The sequence below is a fragment of the Ideonella paludis genome, assembly GCF_018069865.1.
GTDB classification, from domain to species: Bacteria; Pseudomonadota; Gammaproteobacteria; order Burkholderiales; family Burkholderiaceae_C; genus Ideonella; species Ideonella paludis.
The window spans coordinates 137,985-152,936 of record NZ_JAGQDG010000003.1 but is presented as its reverse complement, the minus strand read 5'-3'; the positions used below and the strand labels follow the sequence as shown (position 1 = coordinate 152,936).

The 14,952-nt window shown below is 61.8% G+C and carries 11 protein-coding genes; 1 reads left to right on the top strand and 10 read right to left on the bottom strand.

Annotated features, from left to right (window positions below):
• Nucleotides 1-20: 20 nt before the first annotated feature.
• The 5 genes from KAK11_RS08460 to KAK11_RS08440 all read right to left on the bottom strand — a co-directional run bounded on the left by KAK11_RS08460 (nucleotide 21) and on the right by KAK11_RS08440 (nucleotide 6,251).
• Nucleotides 21-1,349, bottom strand: coding sequence for an ABC transporter substrate-binding protein (locus KAK11_RS08460; RefSeq protein WP_210808250.1), 1,329 nt, complete (start codon nucleotides 1,347-1,349; stop codon nucleotides 21-23).
• Between the two features lie 88 nt (nucleotides 1,350-1,437).
• On the bottom strand, nucleotides 1,438-2,496 hold the full coding sequence (locus KAK11_RS08455) for a branched-chain amino acid ABC transporter permease (RefSeq protein ID WP_210808248.1): 1,059 nt from the start codon (nucleotides 2,494-2,496) through the stop codon (nucleotides 1,438-1,440).
• A gap of 70 nt (nucleotides 2,497-2,566) precedes the next feature.
• On the bottom strand, nucleotides 2,567-3,496 hold the full coding sequence (locus KAK11_RS08450) for a branched-chain amino acid ABC transporter permease (RefSeq protein ID WP_210808246.1): 930 nt from the start codon (nucleotides 3,494-3,496) through the stop codon (nucleotides 2,567-2,569).
• A gap of 21 nt (nucleotides 3,497-3,517) precedes the next feature.
• On the bottom strand, nucleotides 3,518-4,300 hold the full coding sequence (locus KAK11_RS08445) for an ABC transporter ATP-binding protein (protein WP_210808244.1): 783 nt from the start codon (nucleotides 4,298-4,300) through the stop codon (nucleotides 3,518-3,520).
• Nucleotide 4,301: 1 nt separating this feature from the next.
• Complete coding sequence (locus KAK11_RS08440) at nucleotides 4,302-6,251, bottom strand: AMP-dependent synthetase/ligase (RefSeq protein WP_210808243.1); 1,950 nt, start codon at nucleotides 6,249-6,251, stop codon at nucleotides 4,302-4,304.
• 164 nt (nucleotides 6,252-6,415) lie between these two features.
• Between KAK11_RS08440 and KAK11_RS08435 the strand changes: the two genes are divergently transcribed.
• Nucleotides 6,416-7,138, top strand: a complete 723-nt coding sequence (locus tag KAK11_RS08435) for a Crp/Fnr family transcriptional regulator (protein WP_210808241.1) — start codon at nucleotides 6,416-6,418, stop codon at nucleotides 7,136-7,138.
• Between the two features lie 21 nt (nucleotides 7,139-7,159).
• On the opposite strand, the gene KAK11_RS08430 is transcribed toward KAK11_RS08435, so the two are convergent.
• From KAK11_RS08430 to KAK11_RS08410, 5 genes are all read right to left on the bottom strand, one after another.
• Nucleotides 7,160-11,317 (bottom strand): putative bifunctional diguanylate cyclase/phosphodiesterase, encoded by a 4,158-nt coding sequence (locus tag KAK11_RS08430; protein WP_210808239.1) that lies wholly within the window; start codon nucleotides 11,315-11,317, stop codon nucleotides 7,160-7,162.
• A 394-nt stretch (nucleotides 11,318-11,711) separates the two neighbouring features.
• Entirely contained in the window at nucleotides 11,712-12,446 is a 735-nt protein-coding gene (locus KAK11_RS08425; RefSeq protein ID WP_210808237.1) for an amino acid ABC transporter ATP-binding protein, read from the bottom strand.
• Between the two features lie 12 nt (nucleotides 12,447-12,458).
• Nucleotides 12,459-13,124 carry an amino acid ABC transporter permease gene (locus KAK11_RS08420; protein ID WP_210808235.1) on the bottom strand — a complete coding sequence of 222 codons (666 nt, stop codon included), beginning with the start codon at nucleotides 13,122-13,124 and terminating at the stop codon, nucleotides 12,459-12,461.
• The gene (locus KAK11_RS08415; RefSeq protein WP_210808233.1) at nucleotides 13,121-13,864 is read right to left on the bottom strand and encodes an amino acid ABC transporter permease; all 744 of its coding nucleotides are present in this window, start codon (nucleotides 13,862-13,864) and stop codon (nucleotides 13,121-13,123) included. The genes KAK11_RS08420 and KAK11_RS08415 overlap by 4 nt, the downstream gene beginning before the upstream one ends.
• A gap of 114 nt (nucleotides 13,865-13,978) precedes the next feature.
• Nucleotides 13,979-14,878 (bottom strand): amino acid ABC transporter substrate-binding protein, encoded by a 900-nt coding sequence (locus KAK11_RS08410; RefSeq protein ID WP_210808231.1) that lies wholly within the window; start codon nucleotides 14,876-14,878, stop codon nucleotides 13,979-13,981.
• Nucleotides 14,879-14,952: the final 74 nt, after the last annotated feature.

Below are 14,952 nucleotides of genomic sequence, written 5' to 3'. Positions count from 1 at the left end.
GGCCCTGTGCGATCAGGGGATCAGGAGCCGCAGTCCGCCGCGTCGCGACGGCTCAGCTTCTTCTCGGCCGCATATTTGTCAGCCGCTTGCTTGACCATGGGCTTGATCAGCGCCTCGTCAGCCTGCAGCCAGTCCGAGGTGAACTTCCAGGCCTTGCCATCCCACTGGTGCATACGAGCCCAGCTGCCGCCCATGTGGTCAGCGCAGGACGTCGAGACCGGGCGCAGCACGCCAGCGAACCCGAGTGCATCCAGCTTCTTCTGGTCGAGGGCCAGGTTCTCCAGGCCCCAGCGCACTTGCTCGCCGGTCATGACCTTGCCCTTGCCAAAGCGCTCTTGCGCACGCTTGACGCCTTCCACGGCCAACATGGCGTGCACCAAGCCACGCATATAGAGCACGCTGCCGACTTCTTCCTTGGGACCTGTGCCTTGGCCCTTGGCATGCAGGGTGGCGAGGATGTCTTGCGCCACCTTGGAGTTCGGCTCAGCGCCGTGCTGCATGGTGATGGCGTTGTAGCCCTTGGCGCCTTCGCCCACGTCCTTCACGTCGGGCTCAGCACCGGCCCACCACACGCCATACATCTTGTCGCGCGGATAACCCGTGGCCACGGCTTCCTTCAAGGCGGCCGAGTTCATCACGCCCCAGCCCCACAGCAGGATGTAGTCCGGGCGGCTCTGGCGCACTTGCAACCAAGTCGCCTTTTGCTCGACACCGGGGTGGGTCACAGGCAGCAGCTGCACGTCAAAACCGTGCATCTTGGAGCGCTCTTGCAGCAGAGGAATCGGCTCTTTGCCATAAGGGCTGTCGTGGTAGACCAAGGCAATCTTCTTGCCCTTGAGCTTGTCCCAACCGCCTTCGCGCTTGGCCAGTTGGCCCACCAAAATGTCGGCCGCCGTCCAGTAGGTGCCCAGCAGCGGGAAGTTCCACTTGAAGACATTGCCGTCTGCCGACTCGCTGCGGCCATAGCCTGCAGTGATCAGCGGGATCTTGTCGGCCGGGGCCTTCTCGGTCAGTGCAAAGGTGATGCCGGTGGACAGCGGCTGGAACACCGTGGCGCCCTTGCCTTTCAGGCGCTCATAGCACTCCACACCCTTGTCGGTGGCGTAGCCGGTTTCGCATTCCTCGAAGGACACCTTCACGCCATTGATGCCGCCCTTGGCATTCACCAGCTTGAGGTAGTCCACATGGCCGTTGGCCCAGGGCACACCATTAGGTGCATAAGCGCCAGTGCGATACACCAGCACCGGGAAGAACTGCTCCTTGGCCTGCGCAAATGCAGGCGAAGTTGCCACTGCGGCAAGGCCTGCGGCCGCCAGCACGGCCGCTTGGGCCAGGGACTTGAACTTCATGATGTCTACCTCCAATAAGGGGGGTGAAATGCACACAGTGGTGCGGGGCGAAAGGGGCTGTGGGTTCGTGGCCCACAGCTCTAGGAACTCAATGCGGGAAGGGCCACAGACGCAGCTTCTCTTTGGCGGTCGACCACAGGCGAGCGAGGCCATGGGGCTCCACGATCAGGAAGAAGATGATCAAGGCGCCGAAGATCATGTAGGTCAGGTGCGAGGCCGTGGCCGTCGACAGGCCCACCGCGACCGTGAGGTTGTCCAAGATGATGGGCAGGATCACGATGAAGGCGGCGCCAAAGAAGCTGCCCATGATGGAGCCCAAACCGCCGATGATGACCATGAACAACAAGTCGAAGGAGCGGTTGATGTTGAAGGCTGCAGGCTCCCAAGAGCCCAGGTGCACAAAGCCCCACAGCGCACCCGCCATGCCGACAAAAAAGGACGAGACAGCAAACGCGGTGAGCTTGGCGTAGACCGGGCGAATACCAATCACGGCCGCGGCCACGTCCATGTCGCGCATGGCCATCCACTCACGGCCGATATGGCTGCGCACCAGATTCTTGGCAAACCAGGCGCAAACCACCACAAAGGCCAGGCAGAACAGGTACTTGCTCACCGGGGAGTCGATCACCAGCCCGAAGAACGACAACTCACTGACACTGACCGAGCCAGAAGCCGAGTCGTTGGTGAACCACTTGATCCGCAGGAAGGCCCAGTCGGTGAAGAACTGTGCGGCCAAGGTGGCCACCGCCAAATAAAGGCCCTTGATGCGCAGCGAGGGAATGCCAAACAGCACGCCCACCACCGTGGTGCAGACCCCGCCCAAGATGATGGCGCCCAGCATGGGCATGCCATCCACACGGATCAGAAAGTTGTAGGCCGCATAAGCACCCACCGCCATGAAGCCGCCGGTGCCCAGAGAGATCTGACCGCAATAGCCCACCAGGATGTTCAGGCCGATGGCTGCCAAGGACAGGATCAGGAAGGGGATCAGCACCGCCCTGAACAAGTACTCGCTGGCCAGCAGGGGCACGCCAATCGCAGCAAAAGCCACCAGCAGGCCGATGGCCCAGCGGTCTTGCAAGATGGGGAAGATCTGCTGGTCCGACCGGTAGCTGGTCTTGAACTGGCCGTTTTCACGATAAAACATGGTGTCTTACTTTCGAGGTGATCTTTTTGCTACGGCATAACTTTGCTGAAACATCATTGACGTGCGTGCTTCACACGCGATCAATGATCTTTTCGCCGAACAAACCTTGCGGGCGGAACAGCAAGAAGCCCAGTGCCATCACATACGCAAACCAAATCTCGATGCCACCGCCCAGCATGGGGCCGATGTAGACCTCGGAGAGCTTTTCGCCCACACCGATGATCAGGCCGCCGATGATGGCGCCCGGCACCGAAGTCAGGCCGCCTAGGATCACCACCGGCAAAGCCTTGAGTGCCACCTGCGAGAGCGAGAACTGCACGCCCAGCTTGGAGCCCCAGATGATGCCGGCCACCAGCGCCGCGAAACCCGCCACCGACCACACGATGACCCAGATGCGGTTCAGCGGAATGCCGATGGACTGCGCCGCTTGGTGGTCATCCGCCACGGCGCGCAGGGCGCGGCCCGTGGCCGTCTTCTGGAAGAAGATCGCCAGCACCACCACCAGCGCAGCCGCAATGCCTGCGGCGATCAAGTCCTCTTGGCCAATCAGGATGCCGCCTTGGAAGGTGGACTCCATCAAGAAGATCGGGTCCTTGGGCATGCCCACATCAATCTTGTAGATGTCGGAGCCAAACACAGTCTGGCCAAAACCATCGAGGAAGTAGGTGATGCCCAGGGTCGCCATCAACAAGGCAATGCCTTCTTGGTTGACCAGCTTGCCCAGCACAAAGCGCTCGATCACCCAAGCCAAAGCAATCATGCAGGCCATGGCCAGACCGAAGGCAATGAGGTTGACCACCACCTTGTTGTCGACCCCGATCCAGCCAGGCACCCACTCCGCAAACCGCGCCATGGCCAGCGCCGCAAACAGCACCATCGCGCCCTGCGCAAAGTTGAAGACGCCGCTGGCCTTGTAGATGAGCACAAAGCCCAGCGCGATCAGCGAATACAGCATGCCTGCCATCAGGCCGCCGAACAAGGTTTCAAGAAAGAATCCCATGATGTGTCTCCTGCCGCCTCGTCAGTGGGAAGTGCCGAGGTACGCACTGATCACGTCCTCATTGGCGCGCACCTCGTCGGGCGCGCCATCGCCGATCTTCTTGCCGTAGTCCAGCACCACCACGCGGTCGGAGATGTCCATCACCACACCCATGTCGTGCTCGATCAGCACGATGGTGGTGCCGAACTCGTCGTTGACGTCGAGGATGAAGCGGCACATGTCCTGCTTCTCTTCCACGTTCATGCCGGCCATCGGCTCATCGAGCAACAGCACTTGCGGCTCCATGGCCAGGGCGCGGCCCAAGTCCACACGCTTTTGCAAGCCGTAGGGCAGCCGCCCCACAGGCGTCTTGCGGAAGGCTTGGATCTCCAAGAAGTCGATGATGTGCTCGACAAACTCGCGGTGGGCGCTTTCCTCGCGCTCAGCCGCTCCCCAGCGAATCGCCTGCTGGAAGAGGTTGGTCTTCATCTTCAGGTTACGGCCGGTCATGATGTTGTCAATGACACTCATGCCCTTGAACAAAGCCAGGTTCTGGAAGGTGCGCGCGACACCCATCTCGGCCACCTGGCGCGAGTTCATATGGCTGAAGGTTTTGCCCCGAAAGGTGATCTTGCCTTCTTGGGGCGTGTAGACGCCGTTGATGCAATTCAGCATCGAGCTCTTGCCCGCGCCGTTGGGGCCGATGATGGCGCGGATCTCATGCTCGCGCACATTGAAGCTGATGTCGGTCAGCGCCTTGACGCCACCGAAGCGCAAACTGATGTTCTCGACGTCGAGAATGACGTCACCGATTTTCTTGCTCATGTCAGGCCACCTTCTTGGTCTGAGCCGGGAATGTCTTGGCGTCCATGATCTTCAGCGTCGCCGAAACGCTGCCGGTGCGGCCGTCTTCAAACTTGACGGCGGTCTCGATGAACTGCTCGCTCTTGCCGCCGTACATCGCATCCACCAGCACCTGATATTTGTCGTTGATGAAGCCGCGCTTGACCTTGCGGGTGCGGGTCATCTCGCCGTCATCGGCATCCAACTCTTTGTGCAGTACCAAGAAGCGGTGGATCTGGGTGCCGGCCAACAACTCGTCTCGGGCCAAGTCTGCGTTGACTTGTTCCACACAGTCCTTGATCAGCGACAGCACCTCTGGCTTGGCGGCCAAGTCGGTGTAGCCGGCATAAGGCAGGTTGCGGCGCTCGGCCCAATTGCCGGCCGCTTCAAAGTCGATGTTGATGAAAGCGCAGACCTTCTCGCGCTTGTCGCCAAAGGCCACGGCCTCTTTGATGTGCGGGAAGAACTTCAGCTTGTTCTCCACATACTTGGGCGCAAACATGGCGCCGTCGTTCGCACCGCCCGCCAGGCGGCCGACATCCTTGACGCGGTCGATGATCTTCAAGTGGCCTTCCGCGTCGATGAAGCCCGCGTCACTGGTGTGATACCAGCCGTCCGCCGTCAGCACCTCAGCCGTAGCGGCGGGGTTCTTGTAATACTCCTTGAGCAAGCCTGGCGACTTGACCAAGACCTCGCCGCTCTCTGAGAGCTTGATCTCCACGCCCTCACAAGGCACACCCACGGTGTCGGCACGAGCCTCATGGTCGGGCTGCAGGCAGACAAACACAGCCGTCTCGGTCGAGCCGTAGAGCTGCTTCAGGTTGATGCCGATCGAGCGGTAGAAGGTGAACAGGTCGGGGCCAATCGCTTCACCCGCCGTGTAGGCCACGCGAACCCGGCTCATGCCCAGGGTGTTGCGCAGCGGGCCATAGATCAGAAGATTGCCCAAGGCGTAGTTCAGCTTGTCCATCAAGCCCACGGGCTTGCCGTCCATCAGCGCAGGGCCGACGCGCTTGGCCACCGCCATGAAGTGATGGAAGAGCTTGCGCTTGATCGGGCTGGCATCCTCCATGCGGATCATCACCGTGGTGAGCATGCCTTCAAAGATGCGGGGTGGGGCGAAGTAGTAGGTCGGGCCGATCTCTTTGAGGTCGATGTTCACCGTGGCCGCTGACTCCGGGCAGTTGACGATGTAGCCGCAGGCCAGCCACTGGGCATAGCTGAAGATGTTTTGGCCGATCCAGGCCGGCGGCAGATAGGCCAAGACTTCCTCATCTTCCGTCAGCCGGTCGAAGTTCTTGCCGGCCGTGGCTCTGTCCAGCAAGGAGCTGTGGGTGTGCACCACGCCCTTGGGGTTGCCCGTGGTGCCCGAGGTGAAGAACATGGCCGCGACATCACTGGGCTGGCACTTCGCCACTTCGGCCTCGTAAAAGCCGGGGTGAGCTTGGTCATAGGCGCGGCCGGCATCGATCAGCGCATCCACTGCGGCCAAGCCCGGCTCATCGTACTTGCGCAAGCCCCGCTCGTCGTCGAACCAGATGCGGGCGAGCGCCGGCACTTGCTCGCGCACTTCCAGCATCTTGTCGACTTGCTCTTGGTCCTCCACCACAGCAAAGCTGACTTCAGCATTGGTCATGGGGAACACATAGTCGCCCGCCGGGGCATCTTGGTAGAGCGGCACGGGCACGGCGCCGAGGGCCTGTGCCGCCAGCATGGCCGCCGACAAACGGGGGCGGTTATCGCCAACCACCACGATGTGGTCGCCCCGCTTGAGGCCCGCCGCTGCCAAGCCGCAGGCCATGGCCCGCACCTCTTGCGCCAGCTCGCTCCAAGTGGTGGTTTGCCAGATGCCGTATTCCTTCTCACGCAAGGCAGCACCCTGGGGGCGCTTGGCGGCATGGTCGAGCATCAATTGCACGAAGGTGGTCTGCACGGACAGGCTCTCCTGTGAGTCTGGCCCCGGGACGAGGCCACGACGAAACGCTGTTCAATGCCGGCATCGTAGGCAGAAGTTTGACGTCATGTTGTCAGTTGGACGACAATTTAGGGGTCTGCCCGGAGCGGACTTTCCCGCCCCTTCCTTTTTTGGAGGCTTGGATGAGCCACCCCAGCGACACGCCCCGCGCCTTGCGCGACCGGGCCCGAAAGCCCAGCGCCGACGAGTTGGCCAACATCCCGTGGCTGGCGGTGTTGGACGAGCCAGACCGCGCCATGGCCATCAGCAGCATGGCCATTGCGACAGCGGAAGTGGGCGATTTGATCTGCCGCATTGGCCGCCCGGCCACCTTTTGGTTTGGTGTGGTGGACGGCCTGCTCAAAATGAGTAACGACCAAAGTCAGGGGCCGGCTATCACCTTCACGGGTGTGCCGCCGGGCGCCTGGTTTGGGGAGGGCACCTTGCTCAAGCGCGAGCCCTATCGCTACAACATCGAGGCGCTGCGGCGCTCCGAGGTGGCCGGCTTGCCGGTGGACACGTTTCACGACCTGCTGGGCCGCTCGATTGCCTTCAACCGCTTTGTGCTGAACCAGTTGAACGAGCGTTTGGGCCAGTTCATTGCGGCGCGCGAAACTGACCGCCTGGGCGACCCCGACACCCGCGTGGCCCGCAATCTGGCGGCCCTCTTCCACCCGGTGCTCTATCCCGGCGTGGGTCAGATGTTGCGCATCACCCAGCAGGAGTTGGCTTACCTGGTGGGGCTGTCACGCCAGCGCGTGAACGAGGCCCTGAAGGTGCTCCAAGCCCGTGACCTGATCCGCATTGAGTACGGTGGTTTGCGTGTGCTGGACCTGCAGGGCTTGCGGGGGTTTTCGGCGGTCTGAAACAAAGCGGCAGAGCGGTGGTCAATGCTCGGCGTCAAAAGCGTCGGCAGGTATCGCCTTGGCATACAGCCAACCCTGTAAGGCCTCTACACCGATCTCGCGGGCGAGTGCTTGCTGCTCGAGGGTTTCAATGCCTTCGGCCACCGAGCTCATGCCCAAGCTCATCACACCACGCATCAGCCCCTCGACCAGCAGCTTCATGCGGTGATCCACCGTCATGCTGCGGATGATGGTCGGGTCGATCTTGATGCCGCTGAGCGGGAACTCGGTGAGGTAGGACAGCGAGGCATAGCCCGTGCCAAAGTCGTCCCCCACGACATTGATGCCCAGCGCTCGGAAGGCCTTCATCTCCGCAATGGCGCTGTTTCTGTCGTTGAACATGGCCGCTTCCGTGACCTCGATCTCAACAGCTTGGGCCGGCAGTTCATAGCGCTCTAGGAGGCGGCGGAGTTGCTCGCAGAAGCCCTTGGTCTCCAGCTCCCTGCTCGACGCATTGATGGCCACAGGCAACAGCGCCAGGCCACGGTCCAAGCGGCGGCGCTGCCACTGGCAGCAGGCCTCCTGAACCCAGGCCCCCAACTCGGCGATGCGCCCACTTTCTTCAGCCAAAGGGATGAACTCCGCCGGGCTGACCATCTCTCCTTCACGCTGCCATCGCAACAGGGCTTCCACGCCCACCACCTCCAAAGTGCGCGCATCGACTTTGGCCTGCAAGAAGAGCCGAAGCTCTTGGCGATCCACGGCGTGGCGCAGGGCCTCGCTGAGCTCTAGGCGTCGCGTGGCCTGGGTCAAGAGCCGGTCTGTGAAGATCTGCGTTCGGTCACGACCTTGGCGCTTGGCCTCATAGAGCGCAAGGTCCGCGCACTGGTAAAGCCCCACCAAGTCGACGGCATGTGTCGGGAAAAAGGCAATGCCCATGCTGGCAGACGGCACGAGATTCAAGGTGCCGTGCGACCAGGGCTGGCTGAGTTGCTCGTGCAGGTGTTGGGCCATGCGGAGCGCCTCTTGCGGTGCTTGCGGCGTGTCTGACACCGGCACCAGCATCACGAACTCGTCCCCGCCAAAGCGCGCCGCGCAACTCTCCGGCGGCAAGGCCTGATTGACACGACGCGCCAAGTCGAACAGAAGCCGATCTCCCACCAAGTGACCGTGGGTGTCGTTGACATCTTTGAAGTGGTCGATGTCGATGCCCACCACCGCCAAGAGCCGCCCTCCTCCCCGAGCCTTGTCCATGGCTTCGGCCAACAGCTCGCTGAAGTAGCTGCGATTGATCATGCCGGTCAGGCCGTCATACCGAGAGCGCCGCAGCAGTTCCTGCTCATGGGCTTTGCGCTCAGAGATGTCTGTCAACACCACGGCGCAGCCGGGCAAGTCATCTTGTCCGCGGATGCGCTTGAACGACACCATCAACTCTCGATGCGACACACCGGACGGCAGGGGCACCTTGAGCTCACAACCGTAATGCCCCTCGCCCCGCAGTGCGCTGCGGATCGCTGACAGGGGATGAAAAAAGCCCCCCATGGGGTCGGACAGCAGCGCCTCTAGATCGCGGCAGCCCTCTTGCCCAAGCGGCCGGCTCAAGAGTTGCCGCGCGGCCTCGTTGCTCATGACGATGCGCTCGCGGGCATCGAGCAGCACAATGCCTTCGGCCACATTGGCCACCAGCTCTTGCTGAGCCGTGCCCAGCTTCAAACGGGTTCGTTGCCGCTGAATGAACCAACCGACCCCAAGCACCAAGAGCGCCAAGGCCACATAGCCAGCCTTTGCAGCCGGTGACTGCCAAGGCGCCGGCGCAACCGAGAACGTGAGGGGCACTTTCGCATCAACCCATTCGGTATAGGGCAGTCGAGCCGAGAACTCCAGCACCCGCTCTCCATCCCCAAGGCCGGAGATCACCACCTCGCTTTGCTCAGGTGGCAATTCGCTCCAGGGAAGGTCAGCAGGGTCACCGGCTCGTCGCAGGCGATAGCGATAGGCCGTGCCGTCGCCTTTGGCCAGGCCTGGGACGGTGAATGAAACCTCCAGCGGCGAGGTGTAGTGCAATTGCAAGCCCTCGGGCATGACGCGGCTGATGCGCCCCTCCTGCGCCGTATCCAACCACTTCAGCAGCCGAAGCTCCGGGGCGGCCACCGCACGACGCAGCATGGGCTGCTCGGCGTCCACCGACAACAGCCCATCACCGGTGACCACATAGAGGCGTTTGTCCAAGAGGACCGGTCCACGGCCAAGCTTGCGCCGTACCGACATCGGCAAGTCCAAGGCCTGCACGGTCAAGCTGCGTTCGTCGACGCGAAGGATGTCACTGTCCGCAACGAACCAAACCGTCTGCTCGTCTTGACGAGCAGCACGCATTCGCTTGCCGTGAACCTCGGTCAGTTGCTGCAGCTTTTGTTGCTCGGGATGGAAGCGAAACAGGCGACTGCCGCTCTGCAGCCACACCCATTCCCCCAGGTCCTCCAACACCATCACCGAGGCACTGGTGTCCAGTGCCGGATGCGCAGGTAGGCTGACCGTGTCCCAGCGGTTGTCATCCAATTGCCATCTCAGCAACTTATCGCCTTGCCCGCCCAACCAAAGGTGTCGGCTGCTCTTCAAAGGGGGCAGCGCCGAGCCCGCTTGGTGCAGACCTCGCGACTCCGTGGGAAACAGCGCGTCGGGGCTAGGGCCGACCGCTCTGTGCCACTCACCGGTCCGGCGATCCACCTTGTACAGCGCCCGCTGCGACGCGACCATGATGTGCTCCGCGTCGATCCGGTGCAGCATCGGCAAGCCATCACCCACATAGGCCTTGGGCCGGTTCAGTATGCGCCGCTCGCCTTTAGGTGTATGGCATTCGATTCCGTCACTCAAGGACAAGCAGGCCAAACCCGCTGTGGACACCACCCCCACCGTCCTCAGCAGCGCCGCATCATGCAGGGGCTTGGCCGCAGGGTGTGACGGATAGAGCACCAGGTCTGAGTTGCCGAAGAGCGCCCACAATCCCTCTGGCGACGCGGCAAGGTCGTATATCTTGGAGAGGTCCGGCAGCTGTTGGCCTGCAGGGACCACGCGGCTCAGGAAATGCCACCCCTTCTCAGGGATGTGAAAGCGCGACGCAGAGTGCTTGATCAAGGCCCAGTTGATGTTGGCTGAACTGGTCCCTGCCGACTGGATCATGCTGATGGCTTCGGGGTCGTTGCCCACCATGAAGTTCAAAGCTTTGGCGCGCCCCGTCGCCGTGTCCAAGGCCAGAATCCCGCCGGAGGTGTACAGCAGTAAAGGGCGCCCCTCAGCGGCGGGCAACCAATTGAACACATAGCCCAGCTCCGGCCTGGCTTTGAACTCGCTGGGGCCGGCCAAAGGCTGCAGCGACTTCCCCGTCCACAGCATCAGGTGTGAGGTGCCCGCCAGCAGCGTCTGCTCGTCCGAGCCTGGAATGGCGATCCAATCGTTGTTGAGTGGCAGTGGCACCGGGCGGCGCCTGAGCTCCTGGCCTTGGCTAGACATCTCCACCCACTCTTGGCGCTCGGTGTCGACAAAGCTGAACCCCTGCTCGTGGACATGCAAGGGCAGGAGGTCCTCTAGCTTGCTGCTGACTTGAGGCAGGACCACTGGCGGGTGAGCCCGCAGGCCTGCCGGGCTGCCTTGGAGGTGGAGGGCGCGCAAGTGCACGCCGGATCGCTCAATGACCAGCACCTGGCCCTCGCGGCGAAAGAGCTGCATGCGGCTGGTCGGCCACTGCCGCGGCGCAAGCAAATCCAAACGCTTGAGGGAAGGGTCCAGCACCACCACGCCCGCCCTGGCCGCCACCCACACCCGCCCTTGGGGGTCGACATGAAAACCTTGTCCGGCCTCGGACAGCGAGGGCAACAGGGCGTGGCCCTTGGCCCAGGGGAACAGATCGGCCACGGCGACCATCTCGTGGCCGTCAAATCGTTGCGTGCCGGACGATGAATTGACCCAGAGCGCGCCATCCGGCCCGATAGCCTGGAACACTCCTCGGCGCGCATCAGCAGCGCGAAGGCCGAGGTCTTCCAGGTAGCCGACCGCCTCAAAGCCTGGCAAGGTGGGGCGGACCTGCGCCAATCCAGCAGCGCTGCCCAGCACCAGCAAACCGGCGACAACACTGGCTCTGACAACCGATGGGAGCAACCCTCCCCGCAGCGCGTGCAGAACTGCCGCACGAGTGACGAACTTCATGCGGAAAGATCGTAGCAACTTGCGGAGACGCCAGTGCCCCAAATAACCCCAACAATCGAGCGCTTCCCGCTTGGCTGCCGCCGATCAGCACGCCCCCAAGTCGCTCACTTGGCGTGTCGCTCACTTCGCGCTGCACCCTGAGATGCGTCCGCAGTGGCTCTTTGGCCGACAACGGGAACAAGAAAGGGCCCATTGAAGGCCCTTGCTTGTTGGTCGAAGCCGCCTGCATGCAGCTTCGCGCTGAACCCTCAAAAGAGTCCGCAGGGACTCTTTGGCCGACAACGGGAACAAGAAAGGGCCCATTGAAGGCCCTTGCTTGTTGGTCGAAGCCGCCTGCATGCAGCTTCGCGCTGAACCCTCAAAAGAGTCCGCAGGGACTCTTTTGCCGACGGGTTCAGTGCTGCAGGATTTTGGAGAGGAACTCTTTGGCGCGGGGGGAGCGGGCGTCGGGGTTGCCGAAGAACTCGTCCTTTTTGCAGTCCTCGATGATCTTGCCAGCGTCCATGAAGATGACGCGGTTGGAGACCTTTTTGGCGAAGCCCATTTCGTGGGTCACGCACATCATGGTCATGCCTTCATTGGCCAACTGCACCATCACGTCCAGCACTTCGCCCACCATTTCGGGGTCGAGAGCCGAAGTGGGCTCGTCGAACAGCATCACGATCGGGTCCATCGACAAAGCGCGGGCAATCGCCACACGCTGCTGCTGGCCGCCCGAGAGCTGGCCCGGGAACTTGTCCTTGTGGGCCATCAAGCCCACACGCTCGAGCATCTTCAGGCCGCGGGTTTTGGCGTCGTCGGCGCTGCGGCCCAAGACCTTGATCTGCGCCAGCGTCAGGTTCTCCGTCACCGACAGGTGGGGGAACAGCTCAAAGTGCTGGAACACCATGCCCACGCGGCTGCGCAGCTTGGGCAGGTCGGTCTTGGGGTCGGCAATCGACACGCCGTCGACCACGATGTCACCCTTCTGGAAGGGCTCCAACGCGTTGACGGTTTTGATCAGCGTGGACTTGCCTGAGCCCGACGGGCCGCACACCACCACCACCTCACCTTTTTGGATGTTGGTGGTGCAATCGGTCAGCACTTGGAAGCTGCCGTACCACTTGGAGATGTTCTTGATATCGATCATGGTGAGGGCTCCTTATCGAATGATCTGGATCTTCTTCTGCAGACGGCGCACCAGCATCGACAGCGAGAAGCAAATGACAAAGTAAACCACGGCCGCGACCACATAGGTCTCGACGGGGCGGTTGAAGTTCTTACCGGCCACTTCAAAGCCCTTCAGCAGGTCATAGGCACCGATGGCATAGACCAGCGAGGTGTCTTGGAACAGGATGATGGTCTGGGTCATCAGGACCGGCAGCATATTGCGGAAGGCTTGCGGCAGCACGACCAGCTTCATGGTCTGGCCGTAGGTCATGCCCATGGCATAGCCGGCATTGACCTGCCCGCGCGACACGCTTTGAATGCCCGCCCGCATGATCTCCGAGAAGTAGGCCGCCTCGAACACCGTGAAGGTGATGACAGCGGACAACTCAGCGCCCATAGGGCGGCCCGTCAGCATGGGGATCAGCAAGAAGAACCACAAGATCACCATCACCAGGGGGATGGAGCGCAAGGTGTTCACATAGGCTGCAGCCGGCACTTCCAGCCACTTCTTGCCGGACAAGCGCATCAGCGCCAGCACGGTGCCCAAGGCGATGCCGCCCAAGGTCGCCACAATGGTCAGCTGGATCGAGAACCACAAGCCCTTGAGGACGAAGCTGGAGATAACGTCCCAGGTCAAGAAAGCAAAATCAAAACTCATTTGGACGCTCCCGACGTGCCGGGGATGCGCACGCGGTTCTCAATGAACAGCGCGATCCGATTGACCAAGAAGGCCGAGGCGAAATAGAGCCCGGTCACCGCCAGGTAAATCTCAATGCCTCGCGATGTTTCTTCTTGGGCCTGCATCGCGAACTGGGTCAGCTCGGCAATGCTCACCGCAAAAGCCACCGACGAGTTCTTGATGATGTTCATGCTCTCGCTGGTCAGCGGCGGGATCACCACCCGGAACGCATTGGGCAAGATCACATAGCGATAGGTTTGCGCCAAGGTCATGCCCATGGCCAAACCGGCATAGCGCTGCCCCTTGGGCAAGCTCTGAATGCCCGCGCGCACTTGCTCGGCGATACGCGCCGACGTGAAGAAGCCCAAACCCAGCACCACCAGCACAAAACTGGGGACACTCTTGAGCGCGGGGATCAAGGCGGGCACCACGTGGTACCACAGGAAAATTTGCACCAGCAGTGGGATGTTGCGGAACAGCTCGGTCCACGCATCGCCCACCAACACCCAGGTCTTGCTGGGCAAGGTGCGCAATATGCCCATCATGGAGCCCACCACCAGGGCCACCAGCAAGGCCAGCAGGGCGACGCTGAGCGTCCAGCCCCAGGCTGACATCAGCCAATCCAGATAGGTGATGGAGCCGCCGCTGCCGAAGCAGCGCTCAACGACCTCACCTTCGATGGTGTCCTTACAGAACACCTGCCAGTCGAAATTCGACACTCAAGACTCCCAACTCAAAAAACGCGGCGCGGGCCGTTTGTCGCGGCACCGCGCCGTCAGCGCATGCACAGCCTGTGCCAGGGCTCGTGCCCAAGGCAGAGGCGGCGATGCGATTTACTTCTTGACGTAGGCCTCAGCCGGGTTGTCGTTGGGGTTGGCCAACGCGGCCTTCAGGTTGTCGCTCATGGGCAGGCCCACCTTGGCATTGGCCGGGGGGATAGGCTGCATCAGCCACTTGTCGTAGAGCTTGGCGATCTCGCCGGACTTGATCATCGCCTTGATGCTGTTGTCCACGGCCGTCTTGAAGGCCGGGTCATCCTTGCGCATCATGATGGCGATGGGTTCCACCGACAGCACTTCGCCCACGATCTTGTAGTCGGCGGGGTTCTTGGACTTGGCGATCAAACCCGCCAGCAGCGAGCCGTCCATCACGAAGGCGTCGGCACGGCCCGACTCCAGCAGCAAGAAGCTGTCAGCGTGGTCCTTGCCGAACACTTCCTTGAAGTCCACACCGGTGGCGCGCTCGTTCTTGCGCAGGGTCTGCACCGAGGTTGTGCCGGTGGTGGTGGCCACGCTGCGGCCATTCAGGTCACCGATCTTGGTGATGCCAGAGTTGGCCTTCACCGCAATGCGCACTTCTTCCACAAAGGTGGTCACCGCGAAGGACACATCCTTCTGGCGGGTGGCATTGTTGGTGGTGGAGCCGCACTCGATGTCCACAGTGCCGTTTTGCACCAGAGGAATACGGTTTTGCGAGGTCACGGGCTGGTACTTGACGCTCAGGCTGCTCAGGCCCAATTGCTTGCGCACATCGGACAAGACCTTGTCGCAGATCTCAACGTGGTAGCCGGTGTACTTGCCATCGCCCAGGGTGTAGGAGAGTGCGCCCGAGGATTCACGCACGCCCATGGTGACGCTGCCGCTGTCCTTGATCTTCTTCAGGGTATCTGCCTGGGCTGCGCCCACAGCCAACATGGCCACTGCCGCCACAGAGGCGAGCAAAGTCTTCTTCATAAAAACTCCTAAAAGAGAAGGAAGGAACTCCAACAACGGAATTCTAGGGACAGGGGGCGACACGCCGAGTCGGT

Coding starts and splice junctions, on each gene's coding strand:
- KAK11_RS08430 (WP_210808239.1), bottom strand. CDS start 11,317: ATGAAGTTCGTCACTCGTGCGGCAGTTCTGCACGCGCTGCGGGGAGGG.
- KAK11_RS08435 (WP_210808241.1), top strand. CDS start 6,416: ATGAGCCACCCCAGCGACACGCCCCGCGCCTTGCGCGACCGGGCCCGA.
- KAK11_RS08460 (WP_210808250.1), bottom strand. CDS start 1,349: ATGAAGTTCAAGTCCCTGGCCCAAGCGGCCGTGCTGGCGGCCGCAGGC.
- KAK11_RS08455 (WP_210808248.1), bottom strand. CDS start 2,496: ATGTTTTATCGTGAAAACGGCCAGTTCAAGACCAGCTACCGGTCGGAC.
- KAK11_RS08445 (WP_210808244.1), bottom strand. CDS start 4,300: ATGAGCAAGAAAATCGGTGACGTCATTCTCGACGTCGAGAACATCAGT.
- KAK11_RS08420 (WP_210808235.1), bottom strand. CDS start 13,124: ATGAGTTTTGATTTTGCTTTCTTGACCTGGGACGTTATCTCCAGCTTC.
- KAK11_RS08425 (WP_210808237.1), bottom strand. CDS start 12,446: ATGATCGATATCAAGAACATCTCCAAGTGGTACGGCAGCTTCCAAGTG.
- KAK11_RS08450 (WP_210808246.1), bottom strand. CDS start 3,496: ATGGGATTCTTTCTTGAAACCTTGTTCGGCGGCCTGATGGCAGGCATG.
- KAK11_RS08410 (WP_210808231.1), bottom strand. CDS start 14,878: ATGAAGAAGACTTTGCTCGCCTCTGTGGCGGCAGTGGCCATGTTGGCT.